The sequence below is a fragment of the Nostoc sp. ChiSLP03a genome, from assembly GCF_034531215.2.
GTDB lineage: Bacteria > Cyanobacteriota > Cyanobacteriia > Cyanobacteriales > Nostocaceae > Nostoc.
Genome location: NZ_JAVRBQ020000004.1, coordinates 1 through 19,927 on the forward strand (window position 1 = coordinate 1; position 19,927 = coordinate 19,927).

17 protein-coding genes and 1 tRNA gene are annotated in these 19,927 nt (G+C 41.4%); 9 read left to right on the plus strand and 9 right to left on the minus strand.

The features are described from left to right. Positions 1–412: hypothetical protein (locus tag RMY32_RS00410; protein ID WP_322713981.1), on the plus strand; the 412-nt coding region annotated here is incomplete at its 5' end. A 494-nt stretch (positions 413–906) separates the two neighbouring features. Here the strand turns inward: RMY32_RS00410 and RMY32_RS00415 are convergent. Continuing rightward, positions 907–977, minus strand: a tRNA-Cys gene (locus RMY32_RS00415). Between the two features lie 250 nt (positions 978–1,227). Next, complete coding sequence (locus tag RMY32_RS00420) at positions 1,228–1,818, minus strand: chromophore lyase CpcT/CpeT (protein ID WP_322713982.1); 591 nt, start codon at positions 1,816–1,818, stop codon at positions 1,228–1,230. A gap of 377 nt (positions 1,819–2,195) precedes the next feature. On the opposite strand from RMY32_RS00420, the gene RMY32_RS00425 reads away from it, so the two are divergent. Continuing rightward, the gene (locus RMY32_RS00425) at positions 2,196–3,422 is read left to right on the plus strand and encodes a hypothetical protein (RefSeq protein ID WP_322713983.1); all 1,227 of its coding nucleotides are present in this window, start codon (positions 2,196–2,198) and stop codon (positions 3,420–3,422) included. Between the two features lie 64 nt (positions 3,423–3,486). Next, the gene (locus RMY32_RS00430; RefSeq protein WP_322713984.1) at positions 3,487–4,254 is read left to right on the plus strand and encodes a Uma2 family endonuclease; all 768 of its coding nucleotides are present in this window, start codon (positions 3,487–3,489) and stop codon (positions 4,252–4,254) included. Between the two features lie 90 nt (positions 4,255–4,344). Here RMY32_RS00430 and RMY32_RS00435 read toward each other — a convergent pair whose 3' ends face one another. Both RMY32_RS00435 and RMY32_RS00440 read right to left on the minus strand, forming a co-directional pair. Continuing rightward, positions 4,345–7,395, minus strand: coding sequence for a tetratricopeptide repeat protein (locus RMY32_RS00435; protein WP_322713985.1), 3,051 nt, complete (start codon positions 7,393–7,395; stop codon positions 4,345–4,347). 224 nt (positions 7,396–7,619) lie between these two features. Continuing rightward, positions 7,620–8,015, minus strand: coding sequence for a hypothetical protein (locus RMY32_RS00440; protein WP_409882150.1), 396 nt, complete (start codon positions 8,013–8,015; stop codon positions 7,620–7,622). A gap of 456 nt (positions 8,016–8,471) precedes the next feature. Between RMY32_RS00440 and RMY32_RS00445 the strand changes: the two genes are divergently transcribed. After that, the gene (locus tag RMY32_RS00445; RefSeq protein ID WP_322713986.1) at positions 8,472–8,867 is read left to right on the plus strand and encodes a hypothetical protein; all 396 of its coding nucleotides are present in this window, start codon (positions 8,472–8,474) and stop codon (positions 8,865–8,867) included. A 137-nt stretch (positions 8,868–9,004) separates the two neighbouring features. On the opposite strand, the gene RMY32_RS00450 is transcribed toward RMY32_RS00445, so the two are convergent. Both RMY32_RS00450 and RMY32_RS00455 read right to left on the minus strand, forming a co-directional pair. Continuing rightward, on the minus strand, positions 9,005–10,012 hold the full coding sequence (locus RMY32_RS00450; RefSeq protein ID WP_322713987.1) for an aldo/keto reductase: 1,008 nt from the start codon (positions 10,010–10,012) through the stop codon (positions 9,005–9,007). A 192-nt stretch (positions 10,013–10,204) separates the two neighbouring features. Continuing rightward, positions 10,205–10,510 (minus strand): RNA-binding protein, encoded by a 306-nt coding sequence (locus tag RMY32_RS00455; protein ID WP_322689921.1) that lies wholly within the window; start codon positions 10,508–10,510, stop codon positions 10,205–10,207. A gap of 404 nt (positions 10,511–10,914) precedes the next feature. Between RMY32_RS00455 and ilvA the strand changes: the two genes are divergently transcribed. Further along, positions 10,915–12,426 (plus strand): threonine ammonia-lyase, biosynthetic, encoded by a 1,512-nt coding sequence (ilvA, locus tag RMY32_RS00460; RefSeq protein ID WP_322713988.1) that lies wholly within the window; start codon positions 10,915–10,917, stop codon positions 12,424–12,426. A 283-nt stretch (positions 12,427–12,709) separates the two neighbouring features. Here the strand turns inward: ilvA and RMY32_RS00465 are convergent, their stop codons facing one another. Next, the gene (locus tag RMY32_RS00465; RefSeq protein ID WP_322713989.1) at positions 12,710–13,747 is read right to left on the minus strand and encodes a hypothetical protein; all 1,038 of its coding nucleotides are present in this window, start codon (positions 13,745–13,747) and stop codon (positions 12,710–12,712) included. 10 nt (positions 13,748–13,757) lie between these two features. Next, complete coding sequence (locus RMY32_RS00470) at positions 13,758–14,003, minus strand: hypothetical protein (RefSeq protein WP_099099597.1); 246 nt, start codon at positions 14,001–14,003, stop codon at positions 13,758–13,760. 384 nt (positions 14,004–14,387) lie between these two features. On the opposite strand from RMY32_RS00470, the gene RMY32_RS00475 reads away from it, so the two are divergent. Further along, positions 14,388–14,546: a hypothetical protein gene (locus tag RMY32_RS00475; RefSeq protein ID WP_322713990.1), complete on the plus strand. Its 159-nt coding sequence runs from the start codon at positions 14,388–14,390 to the stop codon at positions 14,544–14,546. A gap of 190 nt (positions 14,547–14,736) precedes the next feature. Here the strand turns inward: RMY32_RS00475 and RMY32_RS00480 are convergent, their stop codons facing one another. After that, positions 14,737–16,191, minus strand: coding sequence for a TonB family protein (locus RMY32_RS00480; RefSeq protein ID WP_322713991.1), 1,455 nt, complete (start codon positions 16,189–16,191; stop codon positions 14,737–14,739). Between the two features lie 342 nt (positions 16,192–16,533). On the opposite strand from RMY32_RS00480, the gene RMY32_RS00485 reads away from it, so the two are divergent. From RMY32_RS00485 to RMY32_RS00495, 3 genes are all read left to right on the plus strand, one after another. Beyond that, positions 16,534–17,187, plus strand: a complete 654-nt coding sequence (locus RMY32_RS00485) for a MotA/TolQ/ExbB proton channel family protein (RefSeq protein ID WP_322697591.1) — start codon at positions 16,534–16,536, stop codon at positions 17,185–17,187. Further along, on the plus strand, positions 17,171–17,575 hold the full coding sequence (locus tag RMY32_RS00490) for an ExbD/TolR family protein (protein WP_094352241.1): 405 nt from the start codon (positions 17,171–17,173) through the stop codon (positions 17,573–17,575). The genes RMY32_RS00485 and RMY32_RS00490 overlap by 17 nt, the downstream gene beginning before the upstream one ends. Before the next feature lie 415 nt (positions 17,576–17,990). Next, positions 17,991–19,925 carry a type I restriction enzyme HsdR N-terminal domain-containing protein gene (locus RMY32_RS00495; RefSeq protein ID WP_322713992.1) on the plus strand — a complete coding sequence of 645 codons (1,935 nt, stop codon included), beginning with the start codon at positions 17,991–17,993 and terminating at the stop codon, positions 19,923–19,925. Positions 19,926–19,927: the final 2 nt, after the last annotated feature.

The window sequence follows — 19,927 nt, forward strand, 5'->3', positions numbered from 1 at the left end:
TGAAGACACTGTTTGTAGGCGTTTTTTCAGTTCCTCTTCGCTCTCGGCGATCGCAATTTTAAATGGGCGGCTCATGGTTCTGTTAACTTACCTAGTTTGCTTCTCCCCATTATATGCAGATTCATTTTTAATTGGTATAAAGGCAATTTGGTATAAGCAACAGATACATAGAAATCATGTTGAAGTACCTGAAAGTCGTTTTGAGGTACCTAAAAGTCGTTTTGAGGTACCTAAAAGTCGTTTTGAGGTACCTGAAAGTCGTTTTGAGGTACTTAAAAGTCGTTTTGAGGTACCTGAAAGTCGTTTTGAGGTACTTAAAAGTCGTTTTGAGGTACCTGAAGGTCGTTTTGAGGTACTTAAAAGTCGTTTTGAGGTACTTAAAAGTTTGTCGCACCGCGATCGATCTGTGTAGTAGCGTGGCAAGCCTTAAATGTTGCAATAAATTTTCTTGTGGGACGGGTGAGGACACCCGTCCGGGCGGGCAAGATGCCCACCCTACAAGAGCTAAAGTCCATTGAGTACAGATGTGTGTTTACTTTGAACGTTTAAGAATTGGGCTATTTTTATGGATGCGGCTCGAAGCCTGCTATTCGCTTTTGCTATTTTGCTGTCAATGTCTGTCACTAAAATTGTATAGCAACAGCCAACGTGGTTAGGACATTAACAGATGATAAAACTTAGACACAACAAGACTTTTCACCCAATCCCCAGTCACCAGTCCCCAGTCCCTTGCTATAACTACTTAGTTGGCATACGTTGACGTATTTTGGCATAATCTGGCATATTATGATCACTTGCAAGTTACCCCAGTTTTACCCCAGTTGAGGTTTTAGGTTACTGTAAACAGTCAACAAAAATAACAAAACCCTTGCTGTACAAGGGTTAGAATTAATGTACATTCTTTAAAGGCGGCACCCGGATTTGAACCGGGGGTGAAGGTTTTGCAGACCTCTGCCTTACCACTTGGCTATGCCGCCACAGCAAGATTCCCTGAACTACTTTTATGTTGCTAAGGTATCTTAGCAGCTATTTAGCAGTCATAGGACACTAGTTAAACCATGATAGCATAGGATTTTGAGGTAGAGATAGTAGGTTAACTGGATGTTTTTGGTAAGCTTTAGGCGATCGCGAGAAAATTTTGATTGCAGGTCGATCGCAGCACAAAGAAATCTTAGCTGATTAAAGAGATTTGTAACTCCTCACTCCTCACTCCTCACTCCTAACTTGTTACACCTTTACTTCATCGGCAAAATTACCCCAGCGCAGAAAGTGAAATGGGCCAGCGATAGAACCCCAAAGACGTTCATCGGTGTCTAAATCTCTTCCCCTGTCGAGGCTGAAAAATTCTTTAGCGTCAATCTCAAATTCGTTATCTAGATAAGTATTTTTGCCGTCGCGAAACACTATGCAGCCTTTGCCAGGTTCAACTCTGCCTTTAAAGCTTTTTCCTGTCCACTCTACAATCATGTTGCAACCTGGCATTTTTTCCAATTGGTCAAGAGACAACTCTTTGAGGCGTTCGGGTTCGCGAGATGCACCGTAAAATTTCTCTTCTTGTTTAACGGTGTAGTGTTCAATCGCAATGTGGTTTGCTGCCGGAATTAACTTCATTACCCGCATCCGGTAGGGTTGATTGAGCGCAAAATCATAAGCTTGTTCGAGAAACAAACTTACCCCTGAGAACAATTCTAAGGGAAGGGGACGGATACAGACGCGGATATGAGCATAAAAAGGCGGATTTTCAAAAGCTTGTTCTTGATTGCTAAAGTCAGCTGCCATCCAGCGAGCTAAGGTGGCGATATCAGTAGAATGAGTCATTACAAAACGATTGACTGGTTACTTAAATACGATCTAGGATTATTTTGACACTCCCCTGGCTCAAAAATCCTGGCTGCGATCGCAATTTTTATCGTAATTTTTAAAATATATTTAGGATAGATGCTCTGATTGGAGAAAATTAGCTGCTTGAGTACAAGTGAAACTTTACATCTTGTACCTAACAACTAGAACTCGTTAAGCATTTATTTTGGCAAAATCCGCACACTATCTTTTCTCTGTGTGCTGAAGCCAGATTGCTCTCAGATAGGCTTTTCTTGTAAACCTGGAGAAAAGCTGGAGAATAGTTAGTCAATAATAGGCATGGGGATAATTGTTAATTATCTCATGCAAATCACTCAAGGCAAAGTAAAGTACTCATGCTCAGGCACTTAATTGCGATCGCTACTGCCACTATACTCTTTAGCAATTCTTTAACACTGGCAGCGAGTAAACCGCCGAAACCACCCGATGAATTTCCTCCCAGCCCTCTAGAGATTACCACACCCGATCCACTGTCACCGCGATCGCCCAAGGATAAACAACCGTTAACTCCCCAAGAACGGCAAAAGTTAGAACCAGCGTTAGATGCCCTAAATCAAGAAGCGGCGGCGAAACTGCAAGCAGGCGAACAGGTGGCGGCGTTTGAAATTTGGAACCGAGAATTACGTTTGCGGCGCTTTTTAGGTTCATTAGCAGAAGTGCAAGCATTATCAAGAGTTGGCGCGATCGCTTGGAAGCTAAACGACGGACAAGAAGTACAATATATAACGGAACGATTGCAAGCAATTCAAAAACAAGCCCAATCTCAGAAAAAAGCTGCCCCAATCGATCTAGAATTGTGGCGATCGCTAGGTGAAGCTTACAAAAATGTGCGATTGTCTAAACTAGCTATAGAAGCTTACAACCAAGTTTTGCTAGTAGTGCGACAACAACAAGACCAGACAGCAGTATTAGAAACCCTCAAAACAATTGGAGAACTGCATTTGAGTTGGTTTGATTATCGCAAAGCTGCACCAATCTATGAGGAATTGTTGAGTTTCGCTACATCCCAAGGCGATCGCGTAAACGAAGTAACATATCTGCAACAGCTGGCTTATATTTACGAGCAGACAAACCAACCGCAGCAGTCATTGAATGTACTTAACAAACTAACAGAAATTTATGCCAATGAAAATAATCTTACAGAAATACTAAAATTAAAGCTAGCGATCGCTTCAGATTACGAATCTCTAGCTAAGAAAGATCCTAATTTACTGCTAGAAGCTTTTAATAATTATCAAGAAGCTTATACAACTGCTTGGCAATTAAAAGAATACGTTCGCGCTGCTGATGCTTTGCAAAAGTTAATTGCGTTGTATCGTTCCCAAGGACAAACAGAAGAGGCTTTGCAGGCTAGCGAAATTCTAGTGCAGATACAGGCGCAAGCTGCCAACTTTTACGGAATGATGCAAGCTTATGACCAAATTGGGCAATTGTATCTAGAACGCAAAGAATTTCCTCAAGCATTAACAGCTTTTCAACAAGGGTTAAAACTGGCGCAACAACTCAAACATGAAGAAGCATACTTTACTGGGCAAATTAAAAAACTGTCGAACGCAAATTAACTGAAATTTCTGCGATCGCTTAACATAAAAATACCCGCTACGCTTACCCCCAAGGTGAAAAGCTATGTCAGAAACCACCCTAGCTGCACCAGATATCCAACTTCCACCCACCCAAGCAGAATTACCATACGATGACGGTATTCCGATGGAAAGCGCACGACACAAAGCCCAGATGGATTTGCTGATAGATGCTTTGATACCTTGGTTGGAAGAACGAGAGGATGGGTTTATCGGCGGTAATATGTTTGTTTACTACAGTCTGGCCCAAGTGCGAAACAAAGACTTTAAAGGGCCAGACTTTTTTGCTGTGTTGGGAGTCCCGAAAGGAGAACGTCGCAGTTGGGTAGTTTGGGAAGAGGGAAAAACACCAGATGTAGTCATTGAATTGCTTTCTGACAGCACAGCCCAAGCAGACAAAAATGAGAAAAAGCTGATTTATCAAAATCAAATGCGTGTGCCAGAATATTTCTGGTATGACCCTTTTAACCCTGATGATTTGGCTGGTTTCTCTAATGAAAAAGGAGCTTATCAACCGATTACAGTCAATGCTCAAAATCAGTTAGTAAGTCAATCTTTAGGGTTAGGATTGCAGTTGTGGCAGGGAAGTTATAAAGGTATTGATGCTACTTGGTTACGCTGGGCAAATTTGGCAGGAGAATTACTGCTAACTCCTGAAGAAAAGGAACGCCAAAGGGCAGAACAAGAACGCCAAAGGGCAGAAAAGGCAGAATCGCAGTTATTACAAACTGCACGCAACTTACTTGAGTCTGGGATGCCAATAGAACAGGTAGCGAGGTTAACAGGTTTGAATGTATCTGAGATAGAAACGTAGAAATCAGAAGATATAGCATTTGTGTTGATGAGAAAATAGCGATCACTCAAAACTACTAGATTGCAAACTCTATCGCCTGAACTCACTCTTTTAATTACGAATTAATTTTTTAGCCAATCGCCACAACAGAGAAAACGGTAAAATTAATATCGCCTTTAAGATTTGGACAAACTGACCTAACCGACGTTTCCAGATAGCATAAGGAGTAGACTGGCGTTGCAAGATTGCCAGATTTTCTCGAATTGTCCTTGTTAAAGGATGATTAACTTTTAAAATGCGATCGCACATTGCTAAAGCTTGGGTGTAAAGGGGTTCGGCTTGGCTGTAGCGCCCTTGCCTATAGTAGAGTCCTGCCAAATCGTTCAAGCAATTAGCCACATCGGGATGGTCGCCATTAAACAGCCGCTTTCTCATCTCCAAAGCCTGAGTATAGAGGGGTTCGGCTTGGTTGTACCGCTCTTGGCTATGGTAGACTCCTGCTAAATTGTTCAAGCAATCAGCCACATCGGGATGGTCGTCATCAAACAGTCGTTTTCTCATCTCCAAAACTTGGGTGTAGAGGGATTCGGCTTGGCTGTATTGCCCTTGGCTTTTGTAGAGTGTTGCTAAATTGTTTAAGCTACTAGCCACATTGGGATGGTCGCCATTAAACAGCCGCTTACACATCTCTAAAGCTTTGATATAAAAAAGTTCAGCTTGGTTGTACCGCTCTTGGCTATGGTAGACTCCTGCTAAATCGTTCAAGCAACGAGCCACATCGGGATGGTCGTCATTAAACAGCCGCTTATACATTTCTAAAGCTTGGGTGTAGAGGGGTTCGGCTTGGCTATACCACGTTTGGCTATAATAGAGTCCTGCTAAATTATTCAAGCTAGTAGCTACATCGGGATGGTCGCCATCAAACAGCCGCTTATACATCTCTAAAGCTTTGATGTAGAGGGGTTTGGCTTCGCTGTAACGCCCTTGGCTTTTGTAAAGTGTTGCTAAATTGTTCAAGCTACTAGCTACATCGGGATGGTCGTCATCAAACAGCCGCTTTCTCATTTCCAAGGCTTGGGTGCAGAGAAGTTCACATTGGCTGTACTGCCCTTGGCTATAGTAGAGTGTTGCTAAATTGTTCAAGCTAGTAGCTACATCGGGATAGTCGCCATCAAACAGCCGCTTTCTCATCTCCAAAGCTTGGGTGTAGAGGGGTTTGGCTTCGCTGTACCGCCCTTGGCTATCGTAGAATGCTGCTAAATTGTTCAAGCTGCTAGCCACATTGGGATGGTCGCCATCAAACTGTCGCTTATACATCTCCAAAGCCTGAGTGTAGAGAAGTTCAAGTTGGCTGTACTGCCCTTGACTATAGTAGAGTGTTGCTAAATTGTTCAAGCTAGTAGCTACATCGGGATGGTCGCTATCAAACAGCCGCTTTTTCATCTCCAAAGCCTGAGTGTAGAGAGTTTCGGCTTCGCTATACCGCCCTTGGTTATTGTAAAACAGTGCTAAATTGTTCAAGCTAGTAGCTACATCGGGATGGTCGCCATCAAACAGCCGCTTTCTCATCTCCAAAGCTTGGATGTAGAGGGCTTCGACTTGCTTATACCGCCCTTGGTTTTTGTAGAATGCTGCTAAATTGTTCAAGCTAGCAGCCACATGGGGATGGTCGCCATCAAAAATAGCTTGGCAAACATTTACGGATTGTTCATACCAAGGTTCTGCTAATTTATATAATCCTTGTCTCTCGTAAATTCTTCCTACACCCTCAAATACCCAAATTACTTGATCGTTGGGAGCTGATGCTAAAGAAATTATCTGTGTCTTTTTTGCTTCCTTTATCTCTGCAATTAACCGTTGTCCCAAATCTTCGAGATGGATAATAAAATAACTAAAAAATCTAATCTGCTCAGAAGTTGCTGATTCGGGAATTCTTTGGGCAATATCTATCATGGCAGTGGCAAAGTTTGTTTCTAAAACTGATTTGGTTTTGCCAGAGTCCGCTAACTCCTCTTGCAAAAACCACCGCACTAAGGCATGAATTTTATAACATCCTTCTCTTTCTTCTAACAGTTGCAGCAAGTTGCGCCCATAGAGTTGCTTTTTAGCTTCGTTTAATTCATTTTCTGACCACGTTAGCTGTCTTTCTTGCTGATTTTCTACTTCCCCTCTACCTATCGCCACCCAAGTAACCAAATCCCAAAGAATCAGTGCAGGAGAAAATAAACTCAAAAATCTTCCTAGTTGTTGCGCCAGTGGGTTGAGTTCTTTCCAAGTTAAAGCAAAGGCGGCTTTAACTCCCAATTGAGTTGAGTTGAGAGTTTCCCGGTTTTGTAAAGCTTCTTCTGCTAATTTACGTTCTTGCAATCGCCCAAACATGATGTCTAAAGATATTTCCGGGTCGCGTACTAAATAAGCTCCAACTAACTCTATCCCCAAAGGCAAATATTCCAGACATTCACATATTTTTGTTGCAGCTTGTGATTGGTTTTCAATTCGCCGATCTTTTTCCCCTAACAGTCGTTTTAACAGTTCTAAGGCTTTGCCTGGTTCTTTTTGGGGTGAGAGAACATCTAAGGAAATCTCTTGAATAAAATTTGGGTCTAAAAGCCGCAGTCGAGTAGTAATTAAGACTCGGAAGCGGTTATCGTTGGAAACGACTTGGCGGAGGTTGTCTAAATTGGTTACGTCATCGAAGACAATTAAAATAGGCAAAGCGGAATCAGGATATCTAGACCAACACCAGGCGATTTGTTCTTTAAGGCTTAAAAGTCTTCCTCCTAATTCTTGGGGAATCTCAAAACCTAACTGTAACTGAAAAAACTCTAAAACTTCGGCGGCGAGATTGGTTTCTCTGTCGTTAAACCAGGCAATTCCGCCATAATCTTGTTCATATCGTCTGGCGTATTGAGTAGCTAATTCAGTTTTGCCCACGCCACCCATTCCCGCTATTGCTACATAATATCCGCGCTGCAAGTCTTCATGCAGTATTGTCAGTTCGGTTTCTCGCCCGACAAAATTAACGGAACCGCGATACGGGATAGATTTTGTGGGTATTAACTGTTTCTCCCCGTTGATAATTTGAGTGCCAATGGAAGCTTGTCCACCAGGGGCGACGTAGACACCAATTTTTTCGGCAAACTTCCCGGAGTCTTCAGGCATACATAGTTAAATCTTGCTGTTCACAAAAACTTAAAGACCTCTCTCCAAACCTCTCTCCGAAACGGAGAGAGGCTTTGAATCTTACTCCCCTTCCCTACAAAAAAAGGTTTTATAAAATTCTGCTCAGAATAAAGTATTGAAATGAAAATGCTTTAAATCTTACTCCCCTTCCCTTGTCGGGAAGGGGTTGGGGGTTAGGTCACACAATAACTTTTGCTGATAATTTAAAAAGACATATTTTCAATATTTCCTGTTCCACCTGGCATTACTACCTGACCAATTTTATCTGCTAATTTTTCCAGGTTAGGCATAGCTAGAATTTCAGCCAATTTAGGATTTGGTTCTGCTTTAGCTGCTGCGGCCAATTCCTGCATAGCTTGAGCTACTTCAGGATTAGCTTTAGCAGCCGATTCTACCTCTAGTACAGCTTTGCCATAATCAAGTGGTTGCTCTGGTGCTTTCTCGATCGCTGCTACAGTATGGGGAGACTGTTTTTTGAGGGTGACGAGAAACTTGCCAGTCTTATTCACTAAAGACTCTGTTACCTTTTCGGTTGTTTTTTCTAAGGCTTTGGTGGCTATTATAGTGCCAACAGCGATCGCCGCAGTTTCAAGTATCATAATCCTGCCTTGACTATGTGCATCCTATTTACTTATTAACACACTGCTTTTGTTCTAAATTCCGCAGCTAAGTTAAAAAACCCGTATTTTACTTAGCGTTACAGATTTTGCAGAGTCCAGCATTACTTTCTCAACTAATTGCGTGTGATATCTAGGTTTTTTGAATTGAAACCAGTTGCCGTTACTAAACATCGCCACTAACATCGCGCTTTAAGTTACAAACAATAACGAGTTTAGTTACCACCGCTACGATTTTTGTTACAAACATCATTATTTTCGTTACAATCTTACGAATTTAGTTACCACCACTACGATTTTCGTTACAAACATCATATTTTTAGTGGATATTGCTGAGTTGATCGTTATATTAAACACCAATTTTGTGGATTTCACCCAACCAGAATTAGGCTTTAGTAGGGCAAGCTAGCTCTAGAACACCATAAAAAGAAGATAACTATGCCTCGGCAAAAGCGTACATATCGCGTTCTAGAAAAAGCTGAATTGAGAATCGCCGGACTCAAAGCAATCGATCCCAGCATGGATTTTGGAGATGCTCGGAACTTGCAAAATCTTACACAAATGATTCAGCAGTACCGTAGCAAAATAGATACTTATAATACGACTCTGGCTGTGATTGACTCTTATACAAGTGAGATGAAAGAGTTGGAAAAAAGTTTGAGCGAACTGACTGAAAAAATGCTCCTGGGGGTTGCCTTTAAGTACGGCAAAGACAGCCATGAATATGAGATGGCGGGTGGTGTTCGCAAAAGCGATCGCGTCCGCAGAAGCTTAGTCAGCCGCTTAAAAGCTAGTACAGATGAAGTCTCTAATAATAATACCCAAACTGCATAAGCTCATCAATAGACTCCTCACAAAAGTCTTGAGTTGACAGCGCTTTTCAAATCATTGAACTACACCATTCCCATCTCAGTCTTAATCGAAATACCTATTTGCGATAATTCATATTCAAATTCAGCGACGTTAAAATTTCACTTCGTTTGAAAGATATTTTGTACCATTTTTTTGTCTGCATTTGCCGCCGCCTTATCCAACTCTGCAATCTCACCAGCATCTAATTGCCAACCCAACGCCCCAAGATTCTCCTTGGCTTGTTCGACGCTCTTTGCTCCAGGGATGGGAATAGTTCCTTTACAGATGCACCAATTAATTGCTACCTGTGACATAGTTTTGTTTCTGAACTGTGCCACCTCTTGCAAACATTCCAAAAGCGATTTACCAGCAGAAGCCGCTTTGCTTTTACGCATTCCTGATAATATTTGCTTAAATAACAGACCTCGAATGCCTTTAGGCAAAGGGCCTTGCTCAGAGTATTTTCCTGTCAGTAGTCCCAAAGCTAGAGGGCTGTAGGCAATCAATTTAATGTCTAACTCATCACAAAGCTCTTTGAGGTTGAGTTGGGTGACAGGATATGTAGACAACAGAGAGTATTGAACTTGCAGAGTTGTAATCGGAACGCCTCGTTCGGCGAATTTTTTCTGCACTCCCATCAGCCGTTTCGGCCCATAATTGGATAATCCCACGCCCTTAACCAGTCTTTGCTCATACAAATCGGCAAGACCATCTAAAAGTCCTTCTTCTTGCCAAGGAGCATAGTTTGCTGTTGACCAATGCATCTGTACCAAATCAACATTTTTTCCCAGGCGTTGAGCAGATGACTGGCAAGCCTTTACCATTGATTGACGCGTCCATCTCCACGGATAAGCAGCAAGCTTAGTCGCAATACAAATATTTTCTTTACCTGAACCTACATATTCTCGGTTAAATCGTCCCAGAAGTGACTCACTCCGACCATTCAATCTCCCCGTTCCGTAAGAATCACCTGTATCAAATAAAGTTACACCGTTGCTGACACAAAGGTTAAAGACGGCTTGCAACTGCTCATCCATACTTTCGTTATATCCCCAAAGCAGTTGGTTGCCCCAAGCCCAAGTGCCGCAGCCCATGCTTGGGAGTGAGAGTTTTTGGAGAGTCTGCATCTTTGCTATTTAGTAGATTCCCTTATTAATTATCAGGCATATATAGCAAAAATCATTCATTGGAGAAAGGCAGGAGGCAGGAGGTTGTAGAAAATAATTTTCTCCTGTCTTTCTTCATTTAACCGAAGTATAAAAAAGGCAGACTCCTTGTCTGCCCTTAAGACCTAATAGTTAAATTTTTGGTTTTAGTCTTTAATAACGACCACCACCACCACCACCATAGTTTCCTCGTCTACCACCAGAGGAACCGCCGTCTGTTTTGGGCTTGGCTTTATTAACTTTTAAGCTTCGACCCATCCATTCAGCGCTATCAAGAGCATCAATCGCCGCTTGTTCTTGTGCGTCTGATTCCAATTCCACAAACCCGAAACCTCTCATCCGACCTGTTTCTCGGTCAACAGGCAATTGAACATTTTTTACAGTTCCATATTCTGCAAAAACTTGCCGGAGGTCATCTTCTTTAACCTCATAAGATAGATTGCCGACGTAAATTGACATAGAATGTCTCCAGAATCAGAGGGTGTAGAGATTTAGATCCGGAGAGGTCTGTAATACAAATATATATAAAAACAAACTGTACAGCCGAATTTCATCTTCCATGCATACTTTAACATAAATGGAGAACTTATGTTTTTAAGTAACACTATACTTAATCTGTCGATCTAAGTACTCAGATAGTTGGCAAAACTAGTTTCAAATCAACCTAGCAACGATCGCATGAAATATCCAGCAATTAAAGAATTTTCATCACTGAACTTAATTTATCTTCAAAGAATATTAATTGGTAATTTTTAGATTTTGTTCAATCAAAATTTCGAGAGAGAACAAACCAATAAAACCAGTGCGATCGCTTGTAACGTAAAATTAGTTTCCATCCAGCATTTGCTAACAGCTTGACGCCCATGTTTTGCGACTACCTGATCCAAATCCTGACTGCCCGTGTGTATGATGTTGCCCAGGAAACACCACTGGAGTATGCCCCAAATTTGTCTGCACGGCTGAATAATCAACTCCTGTTGAAACGTGAGGATATGCAGTCAGTATTTTCCTTTAAACTGCGGGGTGCTTATAACAAGATGGTGCAACTGCCCCCAGATATATTGGCGCAGGGTGTAATTGCCGCATCTGCGGGGAACCATGCTCAGGGTGTGGCCCTTGCAGCCAATCGTTTGGGAACCAGAGCGATTATCGTCATGCCAGTAACCACACCCCAAGTCAAGGTGGATGCGGTGAGAATGAGGGGCGGAGCAGTGGTGTTACATGGAAACACTTATGACGATGCTTATAGCTATGCCCGTGAATTAGAAATAGAAAAAGGATTGACTTTTATTCATCCCTTTGACGATCCTCATGTAATTGCTGGACAAGGAACAATTGGGATGGAAATTTTACGGCAATATCAGCAACCCATCCATGCGATTTTTGTAGCAATTGGCGGCGGCGGATTAATTTCTGGGATCGGGGCTTATGTAAAACGGTTGCGTCCCGAAATCAAAATTATTGGTGTTGAACCAGTAGATGCTGATGCCATGTCTCAATCACTTAAAGCCGGACATCGGGTGCGCTTGTCTCAAGTAGGGTTATTTGCTGATGGCGTAGCGGTGCGGGAAGTAGGTGAAGAAACCTTCCGTTTATGTCAGCAGTATGTAGATGAAATTATTTTGGTGGGTACAGATGATACTTGCGCTGCGATTAAAGACGTATTTGAGGATACGCGAGCGATTTTAGAACCAGCTGGTGCATTAGCGATCGCAGCTGCCAAAGCCTACGCCGAAAGAGAACAAATCGAAGGACAAACCTTAATTGCTGTCGCCTGTGGTGCAAACATGAATTTTGATCGCCTCCGCTTTGTCGCAGAACGCGCAGAGTTAGGCGAACGCCGCGAAGCAATCTTTGCAGTCACAATTCCAGAGGAACGGGGAAGTATTCGCCAGTTTTGTGAATGTATCGGCAACCGCAATCTGACGGAGTTTAATTATCGCATTGCCGACGAAAAAACAGCCCATATTTTTGTCGGCGTGCAAATTCAAAACCGTGCTGATGCTGTCAAGATGGTAGAAACCTTTGAAGCTCATGGATTTGAAACCCTTGATTTAACGGACGACGAACTAACTAAACTACATCTGCGACACATGGTGGGCGGACACTCTCCCCTAGCTAACAATGAATTGCTCTACCGTTTTGAGTTTCCCGAACGTCCCGGTGCATTGATGAAATTTGTGACTTCCATGAGTCCCGACTGGAATATTAGTCTTTTTCACTACCGCAACAATGGCGCAGACTACGGACGAATCGTTGTTGGTATCCAGGTTCCCCCCCACGAGATGGAAGATTGGCAAGCTTTTCTCGACCATCTGAGCTATCGCTATTGGGATGAAAACAAGAATCCTGCATACAAGTTGTTTTTGGGATAAGTGGAACTGGGGGCTGGGGACTGGGGACTGGGGGCTGGGGACTGGGGACTGGGGACTGGGGACTGGAGGAGATGGGGAAGAGTAGGGAGCAGGTAATAGGGAGCAAACAATAGAGGTGCAGAGAGAGGCAAAGGAGTAGAAAAACAATCCCCATTACTCCTTATCCCCTTCAGGGGCCCCACCTTCCCTAGTACCCAGTACCCAGTACCCAGTACCCAATCCCCAATCCCCAGTACCCAGTACCCAGTACCCAATCCCCAATCCCCAATCCCCAATCCCCAATTTAACGAGAACTCCCTTTCAATATCAGATTTGAGTCCCAAGTATAGAAGCCGATTTGATTAGGAACCCTAGCGAATCTACCTGTGCGATAGCCTCTAGATAGTTCATTCAGCACCTTATTTTTGATCTCTCTAATTTGCTGAGAATCTAATTCTCCATAAATTCCGGCGATGACTTCAGCAACGCTGAAAACTTTACCTGGATTTTGTTTTAACAGAGAGGTGAGGGCATCAATTAAAAATTGACCCTCAAAGGCTTTGAGCATTGGTACTGTTTTTGTCGGAGGAACGAAAGGCTTCTTGTTTTTGTTTTTGATACTCCTAGAAACACCATTGCGATTATTTGGAGCTACCAAACTTAAATCCAGAGTATAACAACCTGGCTCATCGGGAATAGTTACCCAGTAATTCCTTTCTCTGCCTTGGGTCAGGGAAGATTGCACTCTACCTTTAACTACTTTGAATAGCTGGTAATCTAACTCTCCATAAAGCGATCGCACGATAAAATCGATATGACAAACAGTACCTATGTGTTCTTGCAATAGCTGTTTTATGGCTTCCATTCGCGAGATAGTGTGTTGATACTGAGGTAGCATCGGAATTTCCACTACCTTCGTTGAACTATCGTTGTTGTCTGGAGCGATCTTTGGATCTGTTGATGTCGTTTGAGGTTGACTCTCTTTTGTATCAACAGCAGAAAAAGAATTATTTATCTCAAATCGATCTGAGTCTTTCGGTTCTGACTCTAAAGATTCTACCAAGTTGATTTCGCCGATGTCATCAAGAGGTGATAAAAACCGCAGAGAACTTTCCCCAGAAAGATTTGAGTTTTCATCAGCCGCCGTTAATCTTGATATCTGCTTGTTGGTATCAGAAGAAGACCAGTTAGACAATAACGCTTCTACATGGTCAAGCTGCGATCGCGCCTGCACAAAAAGGCGTTCATACTCTTCTGTCAAGCGAGCATAATAGTCTCGTAATTCCAACAGTGGTGAGAGAAAGGTGCCCGGAGGCGGTTCTAATTGTCCATTTTGAGTCATAGGGCTTTAATCAATTTAAATCGATGTCACTTTTATAAGACATTGCTCTGGGTTTTGCCTTGTGAGATGCTGGCTGGGATTTCTTAGGCGGTTGGGGAGGGCGACATCTCTCACAATATAAAGGTCGAGGGCCGAAAGTCTCGCGTTTTGTCAGATCGTTACACTCTTTACAGACAAACTGGAAAACACGAGTATGAATCTGTCTTTTATGCGCCCTGACAGTATATTCTCTAACATCAATGAATTTACTTGCCATAATCAGGAATTGTGAATTGCCGACGTTATCAATGTCCTATCAATATAGCTATTCAAGCAAATCAAACCGCATCAGTGTGTGTTTATGTAGAAGTTTTATTCAAATTAGTGAATTTGACATCTAGACATAAAGTGCAGATGAGCAATTTGAGAGTTAGCTGTTGACTATATCTCTCAGCATATAATTGGTGATGAGCAAACACTAAGCTAACGCGCCCACATATTGCACAAACTCCGTGTAGACCGTCATTAGTCATTTGTGTTTACTAAGGACAAAGGACAATTGACAAAGGACAAAACACCAGTTGATGTGCTTTTCTTTTTGCGTAACAGCTTACTACCATTCTTTAGGCGCAGGCGATTTACATTGCCCCGCTCATAAAAGTTGGTAGGAAAAAGTGCAGGATTATTTACTTCCACTACTATTGATTGGCAAATCAAGCGATCGCCAGTGTCTCTAATAGCCCATCATAAAATTACCGCACTCCTAACCCCTCTTCCTCATGCTAGATGGGTAATGCTTAATGAAGCCATTCCTGTCTAAAGAACAACCGCCTCCTAGAACAGGAGGCGGCGATCGTTGTTAATCAAAGTATGATTCCAATAAGTTTGATCCCTCTATTAGTAGTATGTCAAGTCAACTTCACGGGGTCAATAACTTTGTAGTCAGAACTTTAGTCCTTTGTTAAGCGCTCAAGCGCTTATTACTAACCCATAAATTTCAACTTGACAGACTACTGCTGACTGGGAGTAGCAGGTTGTGATTGAGGTTGTTGGCGTAAACGACGCAAAGAGTCCCGCAATTTATTCTGGCTAGTATTATCTCTTCGCCGCCGCCGATTTGTAGTTTCTTGTGGTTTTTGTGATGAATTGGTAGTCGTTTGCTCGCGCCGGATGCGGCGTAGGGACTCTCTTGCAGTTCCTTGAGTAGGAGTTGTTCTAGCTTCAGATGATGAGTTTCTCGCAGGACTTTCTGCTCTTTGAGGTTCCAGTCGCCGACTAAATCCAGATATTGCTGGTCTTGATGGGGGTGCCAACTCTCTGCGCCTACGTCTTGGAGTTTCCTGTGTAGAGTTAGCAGCCGTTGTTTGCTGGCTTCTCTGTGTCTCTTGTGCTTGTCTTTGTGTTTTCCGTTCTTGAACTTGGCGCGATCGCCGTGAGCCTCTGATAGCATATTCAGTGGCTATAGATACTCCTTGTCTACCACCTTCTGTGGGTTTTAATTTCCAGTCACGCGCTTGTCTGGCGGTTTCTTCATCCAAGTCGCGGTTTCCACTAGAGCGAGCAATCCGCACATTAGTAACATTGCCTTGTGCATCAGTATCTACAGCTACTTCTACTCTGCCTTCAACTCCTCGCCGTCTTGCTGCCTCTGGATATTTGGCATTACATTCGCGGCAGGCTGCACGACCATTACCATTACCTGAACTGTTAATTTTTGGAGTTGTAGGCGCTGTTGCTACTGTGGGACGGTTTCCTGTTCCACTACCAATTCCACTACCAGTGCCACTACCAGTGCCGCTACCGATGCCGCTACCAATGCCGCTACCAATGCCACTACCAGTGCCAGTTCCAGTTCCACTGCCAATGCCACCGCCAGTGCCAGTGCCAGTACCTCCGCCAGGGCCAGTACCGCTATTTGTACCTACAGCAATACCACTACCTGAGCCTAAACCAACACCAGATCCGCCGCCGCCGCCACCACCTGGTGAACTTGCTTTGGAATCTTCAGACGGAGCTGATTGGGGAATGGATGATGCAGATTTCACAGGTACTTCTGGTACCGCTCGTGGAATAGGTGCAGATTTCACAGCAACTTTTGGCTCAATCGGAATTGCTTTTGGGGGCGTACTTATCGGCTGTGGCTTTTGAGGGACTGCTGTTATCTGTTCAAATTTTTCTACCGGTGGAGTTTCTATAGGCTGTTTTTGGACAATCTCTGGTTCTTTTTTTATTTCTTCTGGAATTTTTGCAATTGGTTTTTCTGGTTCCGCAGTCGGAGAATCCACGAGCGCCAATTCTATTGGTTCTTCTTCTCCTGTAGGCACTCTCGTCAAATAATTACTTATGCCAGAAGACAGTACGCCGATATGCAGCGCCAGTGAACCTATTAGACTGTAAGTCAGAAAAGACTTGAGAGCCTCAACTTCTTTGGAACGTTGCTCGACAGTAATGCCGGAAAAGCTCATAGCTATTGCTACCTATTCTCACTAATTTAGCTATCTTAGAATGCAAGGTTACAAATATCAAGTAAACCATTTAAATTATTTGGGATAGCTTTACAGAACTGCGGACTAGGATACACATCTTTTTAAACCACCAATATCATGCTTTTTGGACAAAATTAACTTTTATTGCAATTAAATTAAATTAATTTATGTAAAACAAACGAATGATTAAATAAAAATCATGAACGTTACATTTGAAAAAATTATCATTATATTTTATATTTTATTGAGAATAAGTTTCAGCTTTTCGCTAGATTCTGGTAGTCTAATTTTGTATTGTGGATGACGTTATAGAGGAACTACATGGGAATTCAGAATTTGTTTGCAGCAGGTGGTATCGTCATGTGGCCCCTGTTGGCGTTTTCGGTAGTAGGTGTGGCACTGATTGTCGAGCGGATTAGATTTTGGGTAAGAATCAATCAGCGTCAAAACCGGGTGGTGCGAGATGTTTTGAATCTCTACCGTCTCGATAATATTGTCGGTGCAATGGATAAACTTCAGAAAAACGCAGATTTGCCACTCGCTCGGATTTTTCTGGCGGCTTTAGAATTAGAGGAGCCAAATCCAGAGGAATTTCGTTTGGCGTTAGAAAGCGAATCGCAGGCTGAAATACCTGTGTTAAAACGTTTCCAAAACCTTTTTGAGACAATCATTAGTCTGGCACCACTGTTAGGTCTTCTCGGCACAGTATTAGGATTGATAGCTTCTTTTGCCTCCCTAAATCTTGGTGATGTGGGAGGTAGCAAAACGGCAAGTGTTACGGCTGGGATTAGTGAGGCTCTAGTATCAACTGCATCAGGATTGATCGTTGCTATATTCATACTCATGTTTGCCAATACCTTCCGGGGATTGTACCAACGGCAAATTGCATTAATTCAGGAGTATGGGGGACAGCTAGAATTACTTTACCGCCGTCGCTATGAACGAGGAGAAAAAACCTATGCGTCTACCAGATGAACCAGAACTTCCGCTCCAGATCAACATCGTGCCGATGATTGACGTGATTTTTGCAATTTTGACATTTTTCATCATGTCAACTTTGTTTTTAACACGTTCGGAAGGTTTGCCAGTCAATTTACCGAAGGCCGCCACAGCGAAACAACAGCAAGTTCCCACTAAAATTACCATTACGGTAGATGAAAAAGAACAGGTAAGCCTGAACCGTAAACCAATTGCAGTTGATGATTTAACAGCGCAAGTGCGGACTTTAGTTGGTTCTAACCCGGAAGTATTAGTGATTATTAATGCTGATGAAAAAGTTGATTATGGCCGGGTGGTGGCGGTAATGGATCGGGTACGTCAGGTTCCGGGAGCTAAATTAGCGATCGCTACCCAAAGAGAGTAAATAGATATATTAGGCATCAGAAGTTCAGAGAGTCAGGAAAATTCTATATTCTGACTCTTAACTCCTTCTTGTCTAATAGACATCTCCAGTAATTTATTATGTATTGGCCAAAATCCTTGTTATACACAATTCATTAATTTTGCCTACCTGATTTTCACCAGATGTTTAATTCTAACGGCTGTAACTTTTATCAAAACAGAATTCAGGAGCCAGAACGAGCGTCTTCATTCTTACTCCTGACTTCTGAATTCTGACTTCTTCTTCAATGGTGTAGGTTTTGCCAAGGTTAAGTTTCAGCTGAATGCTTCCATTCTAGTATCTACAATCACGACATAATCCAAACTGACTTGATAAATTGCTAATTACACGAACAAAATAAGGCATAGCAAATTTATATAAGCAGGTAGATTATCTAATGACTATTCCAGAGTCAATTAAAAAATTCATTACATGGATACAAGGTTTTGACCATCGTGTTTTACATAATGAAGATGAGATAAAAGAAAAGTTGATTTTGCCAATGTTTCACTATCTCTGCTATCCAGAGATATGTCATCGTGAATACTCTTTGAAAACATATCAATCAGAAACACACACTAAAAATCCAAAAATTGCTCAGATTTATTTTGCCACAGATGATGTTAAGAAACAAAATACAGATACATCACTCATTTTGGTAGAAGCGATAGAACCTTATAAAACTAAGTTAAATAAAGCTATTGAACAAGCTAAATTTTATAGTAATCATTTTAACACACTATATTTTATTGTCACTAATGGATATGAAATTAAGGTTTTTCAGCGCCTAGATTCTAATCGAGAAGAATTAGTATTCGATCTAAATATAAATGCTTTTAAAAATAACGATATCGCCTCAAAGTTTTATAATAAACTCAATTTTGATGTAATTAAAAATATCGATAAAAATACAGCTGATATTTTGATATATTCTCAATATAACTTAATAGAAAAATTAATTATACGCCATCCAGATTTACAGTATTTTTTGGAAAAATGTGACTTTGATCCTTCTATAACACTAGAAGGCTGCCACTTAGTTGTTGTTAAACCAAAAGTAGCGATCGCCTGTAATTTACCCAAAGCTTTTGGAGAAGGTAATTGTCAAATAGAATTCAGTAGTATTCTTTTTAAAGGTTTAAAAATCCACTTAAATCATCAAGATATTTTAGGTCAATTAATGACTGGATTGCACACTCAACCAGATTGGGGGTGTCGTCGTTTTTTAAAACAGATAGATAAAGATAGTTTTACAGTAAGTTTGGGTCAAATAACAGTCATTTTATCAAAGTTAGAAGCAATAGACTTGTGTTTGTGTATTGATGAAGTTTGTCAAAAATTTCAGAATTTAATAATTGAATTTGAGAATGCTTTAGAAACATGGGATTTTGAATTCGTCAAGTTCTCAGAAGTTCGCGGTTTTATGCTATTTTCTGTAAGACAAGAGTTATGGGAGTTGATGCAGCAGTTCGCTAAGGAATTTGATTATAAGAAAGGCAAGTCAGAATGGCATCTATTTCATAGAGAAAATATATCAATTAGAGTGAGTCGAGGAATTCGCGATCATACATTTTTCTTCCCCAAATTTGATAGAGATTTATCTTTATTACCAAGCAATCAAGTTCATATAATCTACGAACTAAATGATATCAATTTACAATCTATTGAAATAGATACATTTGGCTTGTGGCAGCAAGATATTGGAGTACGAGGAACTTGGACGGCTAGATATACCAAACAGTGGTTATTAGATAAATATATTCCCAAAGTTATTAATTACTATTCAGAAAATTCTCAATTATCTGAAGCTGAATTGATAGCAAAAATAACAAATTACAGAAATGAACGTGCGCTGATTAAAAAAATTGATAATATTAAAGATTTACTACCTTATCTTCGTGACATCCAATCTTGGCTACATATCTATGTGGAAAATATTGCAGCTTCACTATTGAAACCATATTACCAAGCCTATACAAATTTAGTGCGTAACACAGATTCTTCCATAATAGGCATAGACTATATTTTCGGAAATTTGCGGCAAGTTGAGTGGAAAAATTCGCCAGAAAAAAATTATAGCAATTCCACAGACTGGAAAAACTTAACTTTTAAATATGCTATAGATTGCTTAGATCGACAAGTAGTAAGAATAAATAATAGTGAATACGAGAATTGTTTCAAGGCAGATTTAATAACTCGGATATTTATTTGGATTATGGAAAATGGCAGAATATCTTTTTCACAAGCTCAGTTAAGTGCTGCTAAACAAGCTTTAATCCCACTTTGGGAACAAAGTCGTTTTGAAATGCGCTATATCTATCCTAATCAATAAAA

Coding starts and splice junctions, on each gene's coding strand:
- RMY32_RS00485 (WP_322697591.1), top strand. CDS start 16,534: ATGGGAATTCAGAATTTGTTTGCAGCAGGTGGTATCGTCATGTGGCCC.
- RMY32_RS00440 (WP_409882150.1), bottom strand. CDS start 8,015: ATGATACTTGAAACTGCGGCGATCGCTGTTGGCACTATAATAGCCACC.
- RMY32_RS00425 (WP_322713983.1), top strand. CDS start 2,196: ATGCTCAGGCACTTAATTGCGATCGCTACTGCCACTATACTCTTTAGC.
- RMY32_RS00445 (WP_322713986.1), top strand. CDS start 8,472: ATGCCTCGGCAAAAGCGTACATATCGCGTTCTAGAAAAAGCTGAATTG.
- RMY32_RS00490 (WP_094352241.1), top strand. CDS start 17,171: ATGCGTCTACCAGATGAACCAGAACTTCCGCTCCAGATCAACATCGTG.
- RMY32_RS00465 (WP_322713989.1), bottom strand. CDS start 13,747: ATGACTCAAAATGGACAATTAGAACCGCCTCCGGGCACCTTTCTCTCA.
- RMY32_RS00450 (WP_322713987.1), bottom strand. CDS start 10,012: ATGCAGACTCTCCAAAAACTCTCACTCCCAAGCATGGGCTGCGGCACT.
- RMY32_RS00495 (WP_322713992.1), top strand. CDS start 17,991: ATGACTATTCCAGAGTCAATTAAAAAATTCATTACATGGATACAAGGT.
- RMY32_RS00420 (WP_322713982.1), bottom strand. CDS start 1,818: ATGACTCATTCTACTGATATCGCCACCTTAGCTCGCTGGATGGCAGCT.
- RMY32_RS00435 (WP_322713985.1), bottom strand. CDS start 7,395: ATGCCTGAAGACTCCGGGAAGTTTGCCGAAAAAATTGGTGTCTACGTC.
- RMY32_RS00470 (WP_099099597.1), bottom strand. CDS start 14,003: ATGGCAAGTAAATTCATTGATGTTAGAGAATATACTGTCAGGGCGCAT.
- RMY32_RS00455 (WP_322689921.1), bottom strand. CDS start 10,510: ATGTCAATTTACGTCGGCAATCTATCTTATGAGGTTAAAGAAGATGAC.
- RMY32_RS00430 (WP_322713984.1), top strand. CDS start 3,487: ATGTCAGAAACCACCCTAGCTGCACCAGATATCCAACTTCCACCCACC.
- RMY32_RS00480 (WP_322713991.1), bottom strand. CDS start 16,191: ATGAGCTTTTCCGGCATTACTGTCGAGCAACGTTCCAAAGAAGTTGAG.
- ilvA (WP_322713988.1), top strand. CDS start 10,915: ATGTTTTGCGACTACCTGATCCAAATCCTGACTGCCCGTGTGTATGAT.